This is a genomic window from Spirulina sp. LEGE 11439, assembly GCF_059821285.1.
Genome location: NZ_JCAMRX010000014.1, coordinates 12760 through 32553 on the forward strand (window position 1 = coordinate 12760; position 19794 = coordinate 32553).

Here is a 19794-nt window from a genome sequence, read left to right on the forward strand (position 1 = left end):
CGGTGAGATATTTCCTCACCCAAACATCCCGTCAATGATATCGCGATAGCGCTCCCTGACAACGGGACGACGAATTTTTAGGGTTTGGGTCATCATGCCATTTTCTTGAGAAAAGGGTTCGAGAATCAGGTGAAAGACTTTGATTTGGTCATCTGGGCGATAACCGGGACGATCTTTAACCTGTCGTTTGAGTTCCCGTTGAAATAAATTTAAGATAGCTTGATTATCGATATTTTTGCGATCGCGACTCTCTGCGATCGGCAATTGCAAGGCTAAATTTTCCGCTTTTAGCCATTTTTCTAAGGCTTCGAGGTTGGGAACGATCAAAGCACCCAACATTTTTTGGTCTTGTCCCACTAGCATAATTTGCTCAATGTACGCACTGCAAGCGCAGGCATCTTCGATGGGTTGGGGTTCGATATTTTCGCCATTACTTAATACGATGGTATCTTTGGCACGTCCGGTGAGAACAAGATTGTTTTCTTGTACGATCATCCCTAAATCGCCACTATCAAACCAACCTTCGGGATCGATCGCCTTGGCTGTTGCTTCAGGCTTTTTGTAATATCCTTGCATGATCTGCGATCCGCGAATTAAGACCAATCCCTGTTGGTAATGGGGGAGGGTTTGGCGGGTGACGGGATCGACAATGCGAATTTCCGTTTGGGGGAGGGGCGGACCCGATGCCCCTTGTAAATTGCGTTTGAGGAGGCGAGCATTGGTAATGGGGGACGTTTCTGTTAACCCGTAGCCGACAATTAACGGGACTTGGGTAATTTCATAAAAGCTATCGAGATGTCGTGCTAAAGAACCGCCACCACTAACAAAGGTTTTGATTTTACCCCCGACAGCTTCCCGTACTTTTTGGTAAACCATGATATCGCCTAAAGCGTGGATCGGAGACAATAAGAACATTTTTAGTTTGGCAATTCGGCGATCGCTTTTTGAAGGGTTGGGGCGATCGAGACTCAAATTATCGGCAATACGTTTGGCGAGAACATACTTTTCGGAAACGCTAAAAAAGAAATGAATTAGTTTTTGTAAGAGAGGGCTTTTTTCACGGAATTGTTTCTGAACCCCTTCATAAATAGATTCCCACAACCGAGGAACGCCGACCATAAATTGCGGTTTAAAAGTTTTTAAATCCTGTTTGAAGGTGCGAATACTGGTATAAATCTGCGTGCAGACTTGGGAAAGAAGATAATATTCAACGCTGCGTTCGTAAGAATGCCAACTGGGGAGAATGGCGAGGACGCGATCGCCGATTTCCGGTTGAATGACGGCGGGAGCGGCGTTAATTTGGTGGAGTAAATTGCCGTGGGAAAGCATGACTCCTTTGGGTTTTCCCGTTGTCCCTGATGTATAAATTAAAGTAGCTAAATCTTCTCGCGATCGCTGAATGGGAGTGAAGGGAGAATCTTGCCCGAGGGTCATCAATTGGGAAAAATTGAGGATTTTTAAGGGTGTATCGTTAGGAGGCGTTTCCTCGGAAAGCAAGACAATAAATTCAACGGGTAGATCGTCAATTTCGGGTTTAAGTTTTTTCAAAGTTGATAAATCTTGTACCACTAAACCCGTACTATCGCTATCCCGGAAAATATAGAGCAGTTCATTGCGTTCTGCTTTTGCCGATCGCACTGCATTGGCAGCCCCCACTGCCATAATCCCTTGATCCGCAACAAACCAGCGCGGGCTATTATCGGCAAAAAGGGCAATTTTCTGAGCCGGTTTCACGCCCAAGGCTTGCATTCCTGCCGCAAAATGGCTAATTTTCTCGTAAAGTTGCGCGTAAGTGAGGAGGACTTCTGGTTTAGCGTGAGGATCGTGGAGAGCAAGAGTCGAGCCAAATTCTCGGGCGACGATCGGCCAAACTTCCGACAGCGAATTCAGCGAGGAATGATCGAGAGACAGAGACGAAGAAACCTTTGTATTCATGGATGGCGCGTTGACGCTAACGGGGGATGATGGTGCTGCTATCATTTTAACTGCAAATTAACCTTCTTTCCTTTCAACCTAATCTGGAAATCTGTTGAACTATCGAGAAGGTAGACAAAATTTAAGTTGTCTTTGTTGATTGCAATGATGAAGCTAATAATTTTAAGAAAAGCGGTAAGGGTCAACTCCCTACAAAATCAGTGAAGAAGTTGAAGTGTGTAGTGGCATACCACCGGCCCAAGTGCGTACATATCCTCTCCATGAATCACTTGGTTTTGCTGTTTAGTAAGGTGTACCCGTAAAACCTCACGATTAGGCCGTAGCCCAACCCAAATCTCTAGCTTCATCGTAAGCAAGAGATCGGACTTGTCATACGTCCATACCCCCATGACTTGCCCTGTTATGTTTTTTTGTTCCTGTTGTCCGCTCAGACTACTATCCTCATACAGATGCAGCTTGAGGGTTACTGTCTGTAATACATCAGTTATGTCAATCTGCCATAAACCAGGTTCTATCTGAATGTCTACTGGCGCAAGGGTTTGAGGAATAGGGAGATCGCCATAGATCCGCCGCAATAACTCTTCCTCGTCCCAGAGAGCGTCAGCGACAACGGATGGCTGCAATGCTATCTCATGTGGTAAGGGAGTGTTATCTAATCGGTAGGGTAAAATCGGTTTATCGTAATCCAAGGCCATCCGTATCTCGCTGCTCACCCAATCAGAAACGTCCGTAAAACGAGACCAGATCAACAAACAAAAATCACACCAGCCAAGCTCTTGTAGAACCACATCGGGCAATATCTGCCCCAGCTCATACCCGTCCCGATCTTCTAAGTACATGAAAGTTCGGACACCATACTTTCTGAGGTGAGCATCCAGAGCTTGTGCTGGGGTCACATCGGAGCAACTGTAGCTGATAAACAGCTTAGGTCGTGTGGTTGAAGAGTTAATCGGTAATGACATTTCCTTTTCTATGCCTCCGCGTCATACGCATCGGTTTCAGAAGATATCTTCCAAGGCTTGGCCGCATCATACGTGGGAAACCAATAGATAGCCTTACAGGTAAACGTTTCTGGAAACAGATTGTGGCCGACAGTTTTCAAACGGTTGATCGCCAACACTTCGTTATCAATCTCGTTTTGGTTAGAGCGCGGGGTGGGCTGCAAATTAGCTGCATCGACCAAGTTCTGTGCGTCTTGGATGTTGTCCAATAAAAATTGGGGGAAATTTGGATGAGCTTTATAAGTATACTGCGGTATCACCTCATATTGGATCATCTTGGGCCAGGGGGCAGTCACATTAACTAGCTTTGTTGTGTCCAAAACGTGGGTCACTTGAGGCAAAGGCGCAGCCTGGGAAGTTGTCAAAGGGGAAGATTGTATTTCAACACCCGGAATATCTAGCCCAACTTTATTCCAGGCGAGAATGTGTGGATTGCTTGTCAGAGGAGTCGGTGGGTTGGCTTTGATGTTAGTTTCATATTTTTTGGCATTTCCTTGGGTTAATTTTTTCATGGAATTCCGAATCGGTAACTCTACCTTATAAAAATGTTCCTGCGTATTAGACCGCGCCGACCCCATAAAGATATTTTGTGGGCGCAAATTGGTGGACAGAGGATCGGCAAAATTATGGTTAATGGCGTGCATTGCAGTGGCTACATTATCTTGGTTATAGGCACGCACCAAGTCCTTATCAATGAATTTAATGTCCGTTATGTCCTTCGGTTCGCCAGGTGCCGAACCTCCCCCTGAATCACTAATCATCTTTTCTAAATTGACGGAATTCCCTTTAGTTCCTCCCTCCGTATATTTCAAGCCTGACTCAAACAATGTGTCCAAAGTCAGCCCAGCCAAGCCGACCGCCTGTTTTGTTCCCCCGGAAAAAGGGGTAAAGGTACTGCCTGCTCTTTGAATAACATTTTCGCTCTTTTGGGACACGTCTATTTTTTCTCCACTCGCTTCATCACGACTACTCTGCTGCACCACATGGGTTAACTCATGGGCAATCAACTCCTGCCCGCCTCGACTCCTCGGCTGATATGCACTCTGTTGGAAAAACACATCCTGCCCCATTGTAAACGCCTTCGCTTGTATGGATTGATTCAACCGATCTGACGGAGCATCTGTATGCACTCGCACCTTACTAAAATCCGCGCTCATCGCTTGCCCCATCGACTGTTGCAGGCTTACCTCTAAAGGCTGTCCGCTACCCTTTGCGTGATTAATCGACGATTCCAATTCCGAGGATGTCTCACCCTCGCCCACTGCCTCTTGTTGTTGCAGCATGGGTTTCGCCTGTACTGCGGCGGTATTTCGGAGTTTTTCCAACAGACTCGGCATCCCACTCCCTCCCGGTTTCCATTCTGGAAGTTTCTTTGGTGTTTTCCCACTCGCTTTGGGCTGAATGACAGGTACTGTAAACCGAGGTTGTTGTTTCGGCTCTGAATTCTTCCCTGTCGAAATCCGTGCTTGGTACTGGCGACTCATGTTCACTGAGAGTAGAATTGGCAGCTATTTTAATTAAGTGTAATCACAAATCTCTGCATATCACTTGAAAAAGGGACAAAAATATACATTTTCATTCGAATAAGGACTCAAGAAATTACCTTATCCTCATATAACAATTGTTAATCGATCGCTTTGATTCCCTAAGAAAGTCTCAGAGTGAATGCTTACATTTGCTATTTTTTTGCCATGCGTCGGAACAATTTATACATTTCTGGAAGACGATTGTATACCGCAGAAATTTTTAACCAAAGTTTATTGGGAATGGCCGGATAACCCGAAACAATGGCTTTTGCCTCCACATCCTTATGTAATCCCGATTTTGCCGTCGCGATCGCACCTGCTCCAATTTTAACTTGATTGGCAACTCCCACCTGTCCCGCCAACAGCACCCCATTGCCCACAATAACCTGTCCGGAAAGCCCCACTTGTGACGACAGGGCGCAATTAGAGCCAATTTTGCAGCCGTGACCGATCTGTACTAAATTATCGATTTTGGTGTTGTAGCCGATGCGCGTCTCTCCCACGGGCGGGCGATCGATCGTGCTGTTGGCTCCCACTTCCACGCAGTCCTCTAACACCACAATTCCCGACTGGTGCATTTTTACCCAACCGCGATCGCTTGGCACAAACCCAAATCCTTCACTACCAATAACCACACCGCTATGAATGACGCAATCTGCCCCAATTTTAACTCTCTCCTCGATAATACAATTGGCATGAAGAATGGTGCGATCGCCGATTTCTACCCCCGGATATATCGTGACATTGGGAAAAATACAAACGCTATCGCCGATCTTGACATCTTCCCCAATAACAGCATGAGCGCCAATAGAGACATTTTTCCCTAAACTAGCACTGGCATCGATAACCGCCGTCGAGTGAATTTGGGGTCGGGGCTGATAGGGTTGATAAAATAGAGAAATAGCCGCCGCAAATAACAGGCGAGGATGGGGCGTAGAGACCCAAGCAATGCCGCGATCGCTCGCAATTCTTTGCAATTCTTCATCTACGGGTAAAATTAAGGCGATCGCGGCTGTTTCCCCTACCATTGCTGCGTATTTTCCCCCCTCACTGTAAGCAAGAGTCTCAGCAGTAGCCGTTTCCAAGGATGCGATACCCGTTACTTGGGGGTTGCGATCGGGGTGAGCGGTCAAGCTAGTACCTTGAACCAACTCAATCTCAAATTTTTCAACAATTTCACTAAATTTCATTACCTATTTGACTGCTCGGAAATATTAGCCCTATCTATAGTAGCTGAATCGAAGAATATTTTCAAACTAAAACCGTTAATTATAAGCGCCAGTAAAATAATTTATGCTTTAATTAAAAATGCTTGACTGAAAATCGAAAAAAGTGTCCCTATATACATACATAAAAAGATGAAAACTTTATTGACAGTTTTATTATGGAGACCTTCATATGTTTTTGTATTAGAGCAATTAGTCAGGACAAATCCTCATTTACATTTAGACTTAGCGTTAACCAACGATACTGGCAAAGAATTGGAAGTACCAGAATCAATCTCGCGTAGATTTGAGCAGATTGCAATTTTTAATCATCCCAAAGATTTATTTTTGCATTGTCCAAACTGTTCGCAGATCGAATATGTCCATCACATATTCCGTCAATTCAAAAGAACTTGTTTATGGGAAAATATTTTACTGATATATGCAATTTCAAAAAACTATGATGCAATTCTTTTCTGGGAAGATGACCAAATCCCGATTTGGTATGGAGGCGATGATTTTTTTTCCAGCCAATTAAATATATTACAGAATAACAAGAAAATTCATCTTTGTGTTTCAAAGCGGCGAGGATATTTACATAATATCCCTCCATACTTACAACAATATCTTTCGAATAATATTCTTGAAATATTAGAACGCGCTCTCTGTTTATGCAATGAAATTGTCTTTCCTGGCCTGTTGACTGAACCGGAAAAATGTTTTGTACCGAGTGATGTATGCTCCAAATATGGTGGAATTGAATTCTTCGGTAATAGAAAATTTATCTATGGGGGTTCGTTGGCAATGAACTTGAGGTTAGAATTGCCTTGCTTTTTTGACGTTCCTGATTTAGCAAAGCGTGGCATATCGAGAGGAAATGATGTCTTTTTGAGTTTGGCTTACGGTCGAGAAGCAAACTTTGAAGAAGCCAAAAACTGTTATTTCCACGATCCATACCTATTCTCACAATATCCCGAAAAATCCCCGCTTGCTTTTCAAAAACCCATTAATTTTTTAGATGAGAAAAGATTTTTTACATTGATCGAAAGCTGGTTAAGTTATGCTCCTTTATTATTAAGATTAACCTATCCTTCTGATTGGGATATACGGATCAATGAAGTCGAGTCTATTTTGAGAAATCTTCCATCCAATTACTATTCTACTTACTCGCTCTTTTGCTCTTTTGCCGATAACATCGATCGTACTTTCGAGATGTATAATAATACTCAACGTTTGTGGAAAATTTTATGCGATCGACTCAGAGCAAGTCAGTAAAATCCTAACAAAATATCAGTTCGAGATAAGGAAGAGAGGATGGATGAGATACTGAGCTATGAGAAATTATATGATTAGAGATATAATATTAAAGCCATCTTCTGTTGTGAACAATCATGCGAATTTTATTTACTATTCCCCATTTCTATAAACCGACAAATGGCAAACCTGATTACGGCTCGCAAAGTAAGAATCCGCAACCACGAATTCAAGCACTATCTCAGTGTATTTGTGCTTTACATCAGCTTTTTGGAAGCCCAAATCATTATCTGTCTTTTGATTCTCATGTTATCAGGTTCAATCCTATAAATGAGAAAAAATCCTACAAAATCGACATTGTAATTTGCACTACAGAAAGAGAGCACTTACTTAATGAACTGAACATTTCTCAAGACCTTTATATCCATAATATGACAAAATCAGAACCTATGTTTTTGGGGTTTGAGTGTCAGAAAATATTATCAAATTCTTTAGATAAGTATGATTACTATTGTTATTTGGAAGACGATCTCATTATACACGATCCATATTTTTTCCAGAAATTATTGTGTTTTACTAATAAAGCAGGGCAATCAGCTTTACTACAACCTAATCGTTACGAAGTATCTATGACAAGTAGACCAATGAAAGCATACATAGACGGTGATTTACCTCAGCACTACACTGACAAATTTCAAGATATTTCCGAAATACCTGCATTGATTAAAGAGTTTAGTAATGGAGAAATAATAGTTTTGCAACGAACATCAAATCCTCATTCAGGTTGTTATTTCCTGACTATTGAGCAGATGAATTATTGGTCAAAGCAGCCTTATTTTGGAAATAAGGACACCAGTTTTGTTCGACCTTTAGAAAGTGCGGCAACACTAGGAATAATGCGTACATTCAAAATTTATAAACCAAGTCGCAGCCATGCTAGTTTTTTGGAAATTCAGCACTTTGGCCAAAAATTTATCGATCTAAGCAACAAACAATATCCATAGATTTTCCAGATTGCTTGTAGGATGCTTGAATAACATTGCTGGAAAACTATTAAAATTCAAAACCAATGCGTTTAAAGTGGTCAATACGTATTACATCTATTTATGAAGAAGTTCAAAGTTGCACCACTTTAGCCATTCCATTTAGTCTCGCTCAGTTGCTCGAAGCAAGCATATTTTTAGTTGATACTTGGAGCATGGGACAGCTTGGTAGTCAAACTTTAGCCGCAGGAGCATTGAGTTCTATTATCTTTCAATTTTTATATAGTATCGGTATTTTTACGATTTCTGCGGTAAATACATTAGCTGCTATTGCGTTTGGCCAGCAACAATTACAAAAATTAGATAGTATTGTTATACAAGGCTGGTACTTATCATTAGCATTTAGTCTACCAATGATGCTCATCTTGAGTGCAGCCTCTCTATGGATAACAGTTTTTCCTCGAGAGGAAACTGTACTTGCTTTAGCTGCGTTGTACTTGAAAACTGTTCTTTGGGGTCTGCCTGCTTTGTTTGGTTACGAAGTTTTACGTAATGTTTTAATTGCAATTAATCAACCCAAAGTAATAACCAATATTGCTATTTTTGGTGTTTTTCTCAACTTAGGTGCTAACTATTTACTCGCATTTGGAAAACTTGGCTTCCCATCACTTGGATTAGTAGGAATTGGCTGGTCAACAGTGATTGTTTTATGGGTACAATTACTGATAGCTTCAAGTTTTATTTATTTTAATCCAGACTTTAAAGACTATCAATTTTTCAAACAAGGATTTCAAATTCATATTTCAATCTTTTCGGAAATTTTCCAATTGGGTTGGCCTATTGGTCTGCAATATATCTTAATAGGAAGCTATCAAATTGTTTTGCTTTACTTCATTAGCTATTTTGGCAAGACTTCCTTAGCAGCTTTTCAGATTGCCGATCGCGTGGGTAGCTTGGTTCGCTATATTGTTTTTGGACTTGCACAAGCAACGGTTGCCAGAGTTGGCCAAATGTATGGACAAAAAATGTATAAACAAAAAAGTTTAGAGGGTGTTAGGCAAGCCGGATTTGTAGGCATTTCACTGGCAATCTGTATCACTCTCATAGCCATGATACTCATAAATAGCGAGAATACCCACATCATTCATATTTTCTTGATACCGAAAAATGAGGTTGATCTTGAAGTTTTCCAACTCACGAGAACTTTCCTAATAATTTTAGCCTTGCATCAAGTTATCAATGGCATAGACACAACTGCAACGGCTGCTTTACGTGGAATTAAAGATACTAAATCGCCGATGTTGCTCGGTATTATGAGTTGTTGGGGTATTAGTATTGGCAGTGCTTATCTACTGGGATTTTACTGGCACTTTCAAGTTGTAGGGCTATTGGTCAGCAATTGTTTTGGCTCTTTAGTCAGCGCTCTTATTCTTCCTGTTTGCTTTTACCTCAAAACTTCCATGCGGAGTGAAGGAGAGATAGAGGCAGAAGAAACAATTGTGTCCAGAGAACTGAAATAATTTTATAAGGTTGAGAGAATTGAGAGATGGCGATCGCTCACGAGAGTTTGCAATTCTTCATTTACGTTCAAAATCAAGGCACTGGCTGCCGTTGCCTCGACCATTGCCGCATATTTGCCTCCTTCGCAATCAGAAAGAGTATTGAAAGTTGCCGACTCTAACGATGCGAGACCTGCAACTTGAGGGTTACAATCAGGATGAGCGGTTGGGCTTCGTGCCTTGAACCAACTCACCCTCCAATTTCTTAACAATTTCGTTAAATTTCATCGCAAGTTCGACTGATTAGATACAACATGGGAATTTCACTCCAAAAAGGACAGCGAGTTTCTTTAGATAAAGTAGCACCCAATCTGAAAGCCGTCTTTGTGGGTTTGGGATGGGATGTGAAAAGCACCGACACGGGTCACGATTTCGATTTAGACTCTTCAGTGTTCATGTTAGGTGCGAATGAGAAACTCCTTTCCGATAATCATTTCATTTTTTACAACAACCTGACCAGTCCTGATGCTTCTCAGTGCATCAAGCATATGGGAGATAACCTGACAGGGGAAGGGGAAGGGGATGACGAAGCGGTCATCGTCGATCTCCGCAAAGTCCCGCCAGAAGTACAAAGATTGGTTTTCACCGTGACGATCCACGATGCGGAGAAACGCGGGCAAAATTTCGGTCAGATTGAAAATGCGTTTGTGCGCTTGGTGAATGTGGAAACCAAACAAGAAGTCATGCGTTATGACTTAGTAGAAGATTACTCCGTCGAAACGGCGATGATTATGGCCGAGCTTTATCTCAAAGATGGGACTTGGCGACTGAATGCCGTTGGACAAGGCTATCAAGGGGGCTTACAATCCCTTCTCGATCGCTATCAGTAGGGACGTAGCATGCTACGTTTTTACATCAGTTATCAGTAAACAGTGGGGCGGGCAAATGCCCGCTTTTTGTTATGATTTCACGCTGGCTCGGGCGGTTGTTTTGATATCGAGAGCGCCTTTGGGATAGGCAATACGCTGATGGTTGGACTGCTGCCAAACCCGCACGAAAACTTCCGCGATCGTGCGGAGTTCCTCTTTTTTTAAGCCAGATTCTACCAGTTGATCGTCCTGCCATCGCGCTCGGAAAATTTTCTTGATGGTATTGAGTGCCATCTCGGGGGTCGCATCTTTGAGCGATCGCAGGGCGGCTTCGCAGGCATCCGCCAGCATGACGATCCCGGTTTCTCGAGATTGAGGAATGGGTCCGTCGTAGCGAAAATCATCATCGTTGAGGGCAAATCCTTCGGCTTGCGATCGCTGCTTGGCTTGAAAATAAAAATAGGAAATCAAAATCGTTCCCTGATGCTCGGGGATAAAATTGCGAATGGCTTGGGGTAGATTGTATTTGCGTGCCATCACTAGCCCTTCAGTAACGTGCTTTTTAATAATGTCCGCACTCTTCCACGGATCGCCAATGGCATCGTGTTTGTTCGGTCCGCCCATTTGGTTTTCAATAAATCCCAAGGGATCGTGCATTTTGCCGATATCGTGGTAAAGGGTTCCCGCTCGCACTAACTCGACATTACAGTGCAGTTCCCGTGCCGCCGCTTCCGCGAGGGAAGCCACAAAGAGAGTATGTTGAAATGTACCGGGGGCTTCCAAAGCCAAACGCTTGAGTAGGGGACGGTTGGGGTTGGATAATTCCGCCAAGCGAATAGGAGTAACGAGATCGAAAACTCGCTCTAGATAGGGAGAAACCCCCAAAGCAACCGTACACCAAGCCATTCCCCACACTCCAAAGAGTGCGGCTTGAGGCAGGACGACGGCCCAAATTGCCGCCGCCGTCGAACTGCTGATGAGAGTAATACAGAGGTAAACGCTCCCTTGGATCAAGCCGACTCCACCACTTAGTAAGGCCAATTCTTCCCGAGAGCGCAAGCGTCCGGCGACGATGGAGGTTAAGAGAGAACCCGCTCCCCCGGCCAAGAGAATTTCCCAAGGTACGATCGCGGCACTTCCCCCCGCAATGGCGCTAAATGCTGATAATCCCGTGAGTAAAACCACTTGGGTCACGGCAAGGGCGGGATGATAAAAACTACTGGTTAAGAGGCCGATACCGGCTAAATTGTTTTGGCCGATGTCAATGAGTAAAGGAGTGCTGACACTTAACAAACACAAAAGGATGCGATCGCGGCAGCGCAATCTCACATTGGCGCGACGTTTGACAAAAACGAAGAGGACAACAGAACCCGTAACCATCATGCCCGTCATAATTAAGCCCTGCCAGTCAACCCCGCGACGACTTTCCTTAAAATCATCCAAGACAACAAAGGTGCGGCGATCGATCTCTTCTCCGGCTTTAACAATGTTTTCTCCTTGGCGAACGTCATAGACGACGGGTTCGACCTTATCGGCGGCTTGTTCGGCAAGGAGTTTGGTTTGTTCGCTATCTTCAACTAAATTGGGCTGCAAAAGCCCGGTAATCAGTTCGGTGGCGAGAGGGGCGGTAAGGGCGGGAATCTGCGATCGCAATTGAATTTTAACGGCGGTTTTCTGCAACACCTCGGGCATTCCGTCCACAATACCTTGAGCGAGGATGCGATCTAGGGCGGTTACCATGCCATTTTTCGTCCCTTCCCAAGTTTCATCTCGCAGATCCAAGAGAGTGCGTTGGTAGTTTTCTAAACTCTGAGTGCCTTCGGGGTTGGCGAATTCAGCCCGCGCCCGAGCGTACCCTTCGCGAATGAAGTAAACGCGATCGAGCAAATTCCCCAAGGCTTGCGCTCCCTCTTGACGACCGTAGGCCGTCAATTCAATCAGAGCTTGTTGATAGGCTAGATTAGTCGGTTTTTTGTTTTTATTGAGGGCTGGAGAAGTGACGGCTGAGGAGGTTGCTGGCAGTTCGCTCGCACTCTCATCTAATGTTAAATTTTGTCCCTCAATATCTTGAGGTTGCAGGGGAAAAACGCTGATTTGAAAAGATTTTTTTAAAGTATCCGCCAGTCCTTGCCATTCTTCCGGGCTGCTATTGCGGAGATAGCGCTGAGTGGGTAAGGAAAGAATGCTATCTTCTGCAAAGGGGAGTGCTCCGGCGATTTGCCGCATTTGTTCCACTTGCGCTAAAAAGTCGTTCAAGTCGCCGCGAATTTGCTGAGTAATGGCTTCATCGATGGTTAAGACTTTAACGAGACCCGTTTGGGCGGCTTTGCGGCGTTCTTCGGTTAACTCTTTATCGATTACTGTTGCATCTCGAGTTGCCCAAATCGTTTTCGGCGCGATCGTTCCTTCTCTGAGGCGGGGTTGATTGTAGAAGCGATAGCCGATCGCCGTGGTGAGGGAAGCGATCGCAAAAACTAACATCACGGGTGGGGGGATTTTTTGGCGAGCTTCTCTGTGGGGGGTTGGCTGTCGCTTTATCGGCTGTCCTTTCATCGGCTCGATATCACCCCAGGGGGGAGAAGAGCGACTGCGCTTGGCACGACTGCGCCACGCGAGTAAGCGTTGGGTTAAGGATTGGAATGTTTTCATGATGTTTTTGCGTGAGTGAGCGCTGTAAAAACTTTAGTTTCCCACCAAGTTAACCCAATGAATATGATTTTACGAGGAATCTTAAAAGAAGGTTCGCTATCTCTTAAGAAAAATTAAGAGGCACTTATTTTGCAGGATGGGAGCGAGTCAAAGATTGGTGCTGACTAATCGTAGCAAAACCTTTTCGCGGTTGTATCGTCCCTGCTGCACCAATGGCAATCTGCGACAGGCGATCGAGGGAATGGCATCCAGACCACGCTGAAAATAATAAGCGGGCTTTTTCTAATCTTTGCTGACTTTGGGGGGAGATGCAGCAAGAGGGAGGAAAACCGACAGGGCTATTATAGAGACCGGCGATCGCTCCGGTTAAGATTGCGGTGAGGGGGGCGAGGGAGGAAAGTTGCTGAGCGCGATGCCAACACAGCAAAAAATCTTCGGGAGTCGAACTAAAACAGTATAAGGCGAGGGTAATTTCTCTTTGAGAAAGACAGCGATCGCTTAACATTCTCACGGTCTGAGTCAGGCTTAATCCACTTTCGATCGCATCTTGCAGGGAGTTTAAAGGATTGGCAACAATAGGGTAATGGAGGGCAAGAGCAGGTAAAAATTGCTCGCACAAAACTTGCGAAGTATTAATTTGTCCTTGCAGGATCGAGGCGATCGCTTCTCCCCACAATAAAATTTCCTCGAGGGATTCTTCGGGATGCAGCCAAAGGGAAGCCGTGCGGGTCAGTTCGGCGTTAAGATGTGCGGAACGGTCGTGAAAAAAGAGGATTGCGGGTAAAAGAGCGATGGCAACTTCACTACTCGTTCCTGTTTTCTGGAATTCTAACAAGGAGCGATCGCAATTTTCGATCTGTTTGAACCAATCTGGCGTTGCTAATTTTCCTGTATCAAGGAAGGTTGCGATCGCGCAATCTTGAATCGTTACCCAAGGAGCAATAGCTTGCGAGTTATTCTGAAAAGTTAATGCGATCGCGCTGCCCAGTAGTCCCCCTTCAAATTGACTCAATAGCGATTTTTGCATGTTTTTTTCTCCCAACAACCAATAACTCATAACTCATCACTAACAACCAATTAAAGCAATTCCCGTCGCCCTTCCAATGCCCGAGCCAAGGTGACTTCATCTGCATATTCTAAATCACCTCCCATCGGCAGACCAAAAGCGATTTGAGTGACCCTAACGAAAGGTTTTAAAAGTTGAGCAATATATAAAGTCGTCGTTTCTCCTTCCACACTCGGACTGATGGCCAAAATAGTTTCTTCCACATCGGCTTGACTCGCTCGCCGCACTAAAGGTTGAATATTGAGCAGATCGGGTCCGATCCCGTCCATTGGTGAAATAACGCCCCCCAAAACATGATAAGTGCCGCGATATTCTCGGGTTTTTTCGATGGCAATCACGTCTCGGGAGTCCGCCACAACGCAAATCACAGCTTTATCGCGGTTGCGATCGCGACAAATAGAACAAACGGGTTCGGCGGATAAATGAAAGCACATCCGACAAAATCCTACTTGTTTTTTCGCATCAATGAGTGCCTGTGCCAATGCTTGCACGTCATCTTCAGGGCGTTTGAGGATGTGTAAGGCGAGTCGTTGGGCGGTTTTTGGACCGACTCCGGGGAGTTTTTGCAGTTGCTCGATCAGACGAGCTAAGGGTGGCGTATAAATTTTTATTTTCTCTCCAAATACGCTTTCTTTATTATACTCGAAATTCCTACAAATATTCAGCTTTTCAGTGAGAATAGATGAAAGAAGACAGATTTTTATTTTGCTTGCAAGTTAATCTATTTACTCTGAATTCTGGCAATGATAATGTATTGATATAAATGCGCTTTAACTCTGGTTTTTCAACTAGGTTGATTTTCTTCAGATTTCCATCTGACTGAAATTTTAGTCCGATCGCGAATCTCTATTCCTATTTTTTCGAGTATATCTTGACTGACACATTTCAGTTGTCTAGTTTCATAAGAACGCTCTCGAAAATTACTATGATTTCCCCGTCCATCGAGTTGACGTTTTATCGGTTTGGGGCGAGTAGGAGTATTAAGTTGAATCTCATCGGGGGATAGCGATCGCATTAACTGAATATAAGTTTCTAAACTTTCTTCCGACCAAGGCGTTAATATCATAGTCTGAATGCCAAACTCTCCCGAATAAACTTGCCGAAATTGTAAAATTCCTTGCCAAATACTGTTAAAATCAATGCCGGGGACGGGACGATTAATGCGTTGCAATGTATCGGCTGCAAACGCATCCAATTTGACCGAAACACGATCGCATTGTGTTAAAGCATTACAAACTTCAGATTCTCCCAACATCGTCCCATTGGTTAACACGAGAGTAGGACAATTTGTTAGCATTTTGATGCCGGTTAAAATGTCTGCTAAATTTGCGGCTAGAGTCGGTTCTCCACTGCCACTCAAAGTAATAATATCAACATCCCAAGGCGTGAAATCTTGTAACTCTATGAGAATTTGTTCTGTGGGGATATAAATATCGCGTTTTGCGGTATGATTTTCGATCGCACCCAGTTGACAATAGATACAATCAAAAGAACAAGTCGAAATTTGACCGATGGGATCGATCCCCAAGGACTGTCCATAGCGCCACGAAGAAACAGGACCGTAAACGGTAGGAAAGGTTAAACTCGATTGGATAGATTGCATTTCCTCTTCCTCTGAACGAATGTCCAAAAATAAGCATTAAGAAAAAATAGATAAGAACAATATACCAGCAATTTAGATAAAATTAGATAATCAGCGATCGCAATTTAAATTGATATAGAGTTTACCTACTTAGATTTTAGCGCTAAATCGAGAGAATCGCCTATTTCTACATATTTTTTTCAGAAAATTGCGATCGCAGAAAAAATTGCAGAATCCCCCCTACCCCTATTTTTTAAGATGAGTGTTATAGTAGCGATCGCAGGGTTCAAACCTTCTGTTTAAATTTTAATTAACTTAGGAGTGATGACGTGGTTGCTACCCCAGAAAGAATGCAAACAACATCTCCAGAAACCCAGAAAGAGAACCAAAAAGATCGCGTCGCGGTTTTATTAATGGGATATGGGGAAGTTGAAAGTTATGAAGACTTTGCCAACTATAACGAACAAGCACTCAACTTATTAACGGCAAAATTTGCCCCAGTTCCCACTTGGATTTATCCTCCTATGGCTAAACTTTTAGCCATGTTCGACCTGCATGAATGGGGACATCAACACGGTAATTTTATTTCCCCTCATAACAAGATTTTTGAAGAACAGCGATCGGGCATCGAACAAGAATTACAAGAAACATGGGGCGATCGCATTAAAGTTTTTAAAGCCTTTAACTTTTGCGCCCCTTTTCTTCCCGAACAAGTTCTCGCAGAAATCAAAGCAGAAGGGTTTACCAAATTATTAATTTATCCTCTCCTCGTTGTCGATTCTATTTTTACCAGTGGAATTGCAGTCGAACAAGTGAATAAAGCCTTGAGTCAGTTAAGCGATAAGGGAGAACATTGGCTGCAAGGAACGCGCTATATTCCCTCTTTTTACGATCGCGAAGACTATATCAATTTCTTAGCGCAAATGGTCGAAGAAAGCATTGAAAAGGACTTGATTTCATCCCATTTACCCTCTCAAATTGGCATCATTTTAATGAATCACGGCTGTCCTCATAAAGCCAAAGGATTTACATCGGGAATTATGGAAAGCGAGGCTTTATACGAAAAAGTTCGCGAGAAACTCATCTATAAATATCCTTTAATATCTGTCGGTTGGTTGAACCACGATACCCCTTTAATTGAATGGACTCAACCCCATGTCGAACTTGCCGCTAAAAACTTAATCGATTTGGGTGCAACAGCAATCGTAATGATGCCGATCGGGTTCGTGACGGAAAACCATGAAACGATTTTAGATGTCGAACATATTATCGAAAGTCTCAACAAATCCAACTCAAAAATTGCCTATCTCCGCATGCCTTGCGCGAACGATCGCCCCGAGTTTCTAAAAATGGTAGCAAACTGGGCAAATCCTCAAATTGAGGCTTTACTATCAGAAGAAGCAGTCATTGTTAATCCTCAATTAGCGACAGTTTCCCATCATCATCACCATCATCACGACCATGCCCACAATGGTCATCATCATCATTAAATTGTCTAGGGACGTAAAATTTTACGTCCCTATAAACCTAACTCGATTGTTTAATCGGGCAACAAATCTCGTTCTGCCAACCAATCGCGATTAAAAAGTTTAGACTGATAGCGAGAACCGCCATCGCACAACACTGTAACAATCGTATGTCCGGGTCCTAATTGTTTCGCCAGTGCATAGGCAGCCCCCACATTTATTCCTACAGATCCCCCCATAAACAAGCCATCTTTTTGCAATAATTGATAGACTACACGCACGCATTCTTTATCATCGATTTGGATGGCATCATCAATGGGAACGTTTTCCATATTTGCCGTAATGCGACTATTACCAATTCCCTCAGTAATCGATCGCCCTTCCGGTTTGCTTTCTCCCGTTTTCACATAGCTATATAACCCACTGCCCATCGGATCCGCAACAATACATTGAATTTCTGGGTTTTTCTCCTTCAAAAACATAGCGGTCCCAGCATAAGTTCCACCGGTTCCCGTCGCAGCTACCCAAACATTCACTTTTCCATCGGTTTGTTGCCAAATTTCCGGTCCCGTCGTTTCATAATGGGCATTACGATTGGCCAAATTATCAAATTGATTCGCCCAAATTGCATTCTCCATTTCCGAGGCAGTTCTCCCAGAAAGTTTCACGTAATTATTGGGATCTTTATAAGGAACTGCTGGAACTGTGCGAACTTCTGCCCCTAATGTCCGCAACAGTTCGATTTTTTCTTGAGATTGAGTTTCGGGAATAATAATCAAGCATTGATAGCCTTTGGCATTACAAATATGTGCCAAACCAATGCCTGTATTGCCCGCAGTTCCCTCTACAACTGTCCCTCCCGGTTTGAGGAGTCCTTTTCGTTCCGCATCTTCGATAATATAGAGGGCAGCGCGATCTTTGACCGATCCCCCCGGATTGAGAAATTCTGCTTTTCCCAAAATTTCGCACCCCGTTTCGTCGCTAAAACTATTTAAGCGAATGAGAGGTGTGTTGCCCACCGTCCCGATAAAACCGTTTTTGATATCTGCCATTTTCGTCTTGTGGATATTCGTTACAATGTCTCAAATTATCCCGCGAAATCAAATCTCTCCCAAGGTTGACAAATGCCCGATAATCTGCTAGGAAATACTGTGGACTGAGATTTTTAAGATTCATCTCTATTGCGATCGCGTGAACTCAGCGATTATTTCCTCTAGACAATCAAAAAATTTAAGCGTATAAAATTTATGAATTTAGCCAGTATTGCTCAATTTTTTCTTGGTATTATCCTCGGTGTTTCAATTTTAGGCGTAAGTGGAGCGGCGGCAGGATACTATTTTTTCAGTAAGATGGCCGTTACCCCGTCCAAGCCCGTTTTCCCGGAAGAACGCCCCCAATCTTCAGAAGGTTCTACAACTCAAGAAGAGGAAACCGCAAGCATTCCTAAGCCTTCCTCTGTCCCATTACCTGCTGGTGCTTATCGCGTCCGGGTGAATTGGCCGGATGGTTTGAGTCTGCGGGATAAGCCCAATTTAGATGCTAATCGCCTCGAGATCATTCCCTACGATGCAGAAATGATTGTTTTGAGAACGACAGATGATGGCAAATGGGATCGCGTTCGCCTCCCCGGAAGCGATAAGGAAGGTTGGGTTAAAGCGGGAAATAGCGATCGCATTGAAGAAGATTAATGCAGAAAAATTAAAGTCTTCAATCTATTTAAGATTGTTAGGGGATGCTAATAGAATTTAGCGTCCCTTTTTTCATTAACATAGGGTAGTTTACCGACACCCAACATTATCGACAATAACCCATCCAGAATCTCCAAAAGCAGTTGAGGCATAAATCCACTGAACATTATTTGCTGTTCCGTTTCTTTGCGGATTGACTTCAACATTTACGCCAATTTCTAAGAACTCTCCTTTTATAGAATTAAGACCGGGAGACTCATAAAGATTAGTTTCCCGAATCACTTGGCATTGATTGACTGACGGAGAAAATGTTACCGAAGGCACGGCTGAAGGAGTTGTATTAAAAGGTACGGTATTGAATTGTGTTACAGGAATAGTATTAAATCGCGTGGAAGGAATGGTATTGAATCGTGTGGAAGGAATGGTATTGAATCGTGTGGAAGGAATGGTATTGAATCGTGTGGAAGGAATAGTATGAAATCGTGTGGAAGGAATAGTATGAAATCGTGTGGAAGGAATGGTATTGAATTGTGTTGAAGGAATGCTATTGAATGGGACTGTTAATGGTACTGTTGGAGAAGCAGCAAGGGAAGTTGGAGGACAAAGTTTAAGTTCGCTGGTTTCGACATAACCCGAAATATTTCGTTGTGGATCGAAAACTGCAATTAACCGTTTTCCTCGTCTATTATTCTCTAAAAGCTGTACGACATCGTTAGCATTTAAATAAATTCCCGTTAACGCCCTGATATTATTTTCTCCATAAATTTGGATTTCTCGTTTGGCAGCACGACATTCTCCTTGTCGGCCTAAATCAGTTTGTGCGAGTTGCCAAGAAGTCCGATCGGAAGTGTTATTAAATTGAGATTCTTGTTTGGTAAGTGAGTCTTGGTTTGAGGTTGGTGCGATCGCGATCGCTGCTTTTTCTCCAACGATCCCTAGGGTCAACATCAATAAAACCAAGGAGCTATTTAAGCATTTCATATTTTTCATAATTTCCTTAACGTTTACAACTATACAAAAACTTGACCTGAATCGATCCCATTCTTTGATTTAATTAATATCTGTATGTCA

Annotated in this window: 17 protein-coding genes; 6 read left to right on the plus strand and 11 right to left on the minus strand. The window is 43.3% G+C overall.

Annotated elements, in window-relative coordinates; all coding sequences use genetic code 11:
- Positions 1–15: 15 nt before the first annotated feature.
- The 4 genes from AC6RV6_RS11840 to lpxD all read right to left on the minus strand — a co-directional run bounded on the left by AC6RV6_RS11840 (position 16) and on the right by lpxD (position 5652).
- Positions 16–1935 (minus strand): AMP-dependent synthetase/ligase, encoded by a 1920-nt coding sequence (locus tag AC6RV6_RS11840; RefSeq protein WP_500241131.1) that lies wholly within the window; start codon positions 1933–1935, stop codon positions 16–18.
- A gap of 197 nt (positions 1936–2132) precedes the next feature.
- Positions 2133–2897, minus strand: coding sequence for a toll/interleukin-1 receptor domain-containing protein (locus AC6RV6_RS11845; RefSeq protein ID WP_500241049.1), 765 nt, complete (start codon positions 2895–2897; stop codon positions 2133–2135).
- A gap of 8 nt (positions 2898–2905) precedes the next feature.
- Entirely contained in the window at positions 2906–4420 is a 1515-nt protein-coding gene (locus AC6RV6_RS11850) for an eCIS core domain-containing protein (protein WP_500241050.1), read from the minus strand.
- 194 nt (positions 4421–4614) lie between these two features.
- A complete protein-coding gene (gene lpxD, locus AC6RV6_RS11855) occupies positions 4615–5652 on the minus strand; it encodes a UDP-3-O-(3-hydroxymyristoyl)glucosamine N-acyltransferase (protein ID WP_500241051.1) in 1038 nt (345 codons plus the stop codon).
- A gap of 168 nt (positions 5653–5820) precedes the next feature.
- Between lpxD and AC6RV6_RS11860 the strand changes: the two genes are divergently transcribed.
- From AC6RV6_RS11860 to AC6RV6_RS11870, 3 genes are all read left to right on the plus strand, one after another.
- Complete coding sequence (locus tag AC6RV6_RS11860; RefSeq protein WP_500241052.1) at positions 5821–6942, plus strand: hypothetical protein; 1122 nt, start codon at positions 5821–5823, stop codon at positions 6940–6942.
- A gap of 116 nt (positions 6943–7058) precedes the next feature.
- Positions 7059–7925: a calcium-binding protein gene (locus AC6RV6_RS11865; protein ID WP_500241053.1), complete on the plus strand. Its 867-nt coding sequence runs from the start codon at positions 7059–7061 to the stop codon at positions 7923–7925.
- A gap of 65 nt (positions 7926–7990) precedes the next feature.
- Positions 7991–9424 carry an MATE family efflux transporter gene (locus AC6RV6_RS11870; protein WP_500241054.1) on the plus strand — a complete coding sequence of 478 codons (1434 nt, stop codon included), beginning with the start codon at positions 7991–7993 and terminating at the stop codon, positions 9422–9424.
- 2 nt (positions 9425–9426) lie between these two features.
- On the opposite strand, the gene AC6RV6_RS11875 is transcribed toward AC6RV6_RS11870, so the two are convergent.
- Complete coding sequence (locus AC6RV6_RS11875) at positions 9427–9657, minus strand: LpxD N-terminal domain-containing protein (protein WP_500241055.1); 231 nt, start codon at positions 9655–9657, stop codon at positions 9427–9429.
- 60 nt (positions 9658–9717) lie between these two features.
- Here AC6RV6_RS11875 and AC6RV6_RS11880 point away from each other — a divergent pair, with 60 nt between their 5' ends.
- The gene (locus AC6RV6_RS11880; protein WP_500241056.1) at positions 9718–10293 is read left to right on the plus strand and encodes a TerD family protein; all 576 of its coding nucleotides are present in this window, start codon (positions 9718–9720) and stop codon (positions 10291–10293) included.
- 69 nt (positions 10294–10362) lie between these two features.
- Here AC6RV6_RS11880 and AC6RV6_RS11885 read toward each other — a convergent pair whose 3' ends face one another.
- The 4 genes from AC6RV6_RS11885 to AC6RV6_RS11900 form a co-directional block, all read right to left on the minus strand.
- The gene (locus tag AC6RV6_RS11885; protein ID WP_500241057.1) at positions 10363–12921 is read right to left on the minus strand and encodes an HD family phosphohydrolase; all 2559 of its coding nucleotides are present in this window, start codon (positions 12919–12921) and stop codon (positions 10363–10365) included.
- A 124-nt stretch (positions 12922–13045) separates the two neighbouring features.
- Positions 13046–13948, minus strand: coding sequence for a hypothetical protein (locus tag AC6RV6_RS11890; protein WP_500241058.1), 903 nt, complete (start codon positions 13946–13948; stop codon positions 13046–13048).
- A 50-nt stretch (positions 13949–13998) separates the two neighbouring features.
- The gene (recR, locus tag AC6RV6_RS11895) at positions 13999–14592 is read right to left on the minus strand and encodes a recombination mediator RecR (RefSeq protein WP_500241132.1); all 594 of its coding nucleotides are present in this window, start codon (positions 14590–14592) and stop codon (positions 13999–14001) included.
- 179 nt (positions 14593–14771) lie between these two features.
- A complete protein-coding gene (locus AC6RV6_RS11900; RefSeq protein ID WP_500241059.1) occupies positions 14772–15590 on the minus strand; it encodes a radical SAM protein in 819 nt (272 codons plus the stop codon).
- A 308-nt stretch (positions 15591–15898) separates the two neighbouring features.
- Here AC6RV6_RS11900 and AC6RV6_RS11905 point away from each other — a divergent pair, with 308 nt between their 5' ends.
- A complete protein-coding gene (locus tag AC6RV6_RS11905) occupies positions 15899–17059 on the plus strand; it encodes a ferrochelatase (RefSeq protein WP_500241060.1) in 1161 nt (386 codons plus the stop codon).
- A 50-nt stretch (positions 17060–17109) separates the two neighbouring features.
- Here AC6RV6_RS11905 and AC6RV6_RS11910 read toward each other — a convergent pair whose 3' ends face one another.
- Positions 17110–18087: a cysteine synthase A gene (locus AC6RV6_RS11910; RefSeq protein WP_500241061.1), complete on the minus strand. Its 978-nt coding sequence runs from the start codon at positions 18085–18087 to the stop codon at positions 17110–17112.
- 195 nt (positions 18088–18282) lie between these two features.
- Between AC6RV6_RS11910 and AC6RV6_RS11915 the strand changes: the two genes are divergently transcribed.
- Positions 18283–18723, plus strand: coding sequence for an SH3 domain-containing protein (locus AC6RV6_RS11915; RefSeq protein ID WP_500241062.1), 441 nt, complete (start codon positions 18283–18285; stop codon positions 18721–18723).
- Positions 18724–18813: 90 nt separating this feature from the next.
- On the opposite strand, the gene AC6RV6_RS11920 is transcribed toward AC6RV6_RS11915, so the two are convergent.
- The gene (locus AC6RV6_RS11920; RefSeq protein ID WP_500241063.1) at positions 18814–19713 is read right to left on the minus strand and encodes a hypothetical protein; all 900 of its coding nucleotides are present in this window, start codon (positions 19711–19713) and stop codon (positions 18814–18816) included.
- Between the last annotated feature and the right edge of the window lie 81 nt (positions 19714–19794).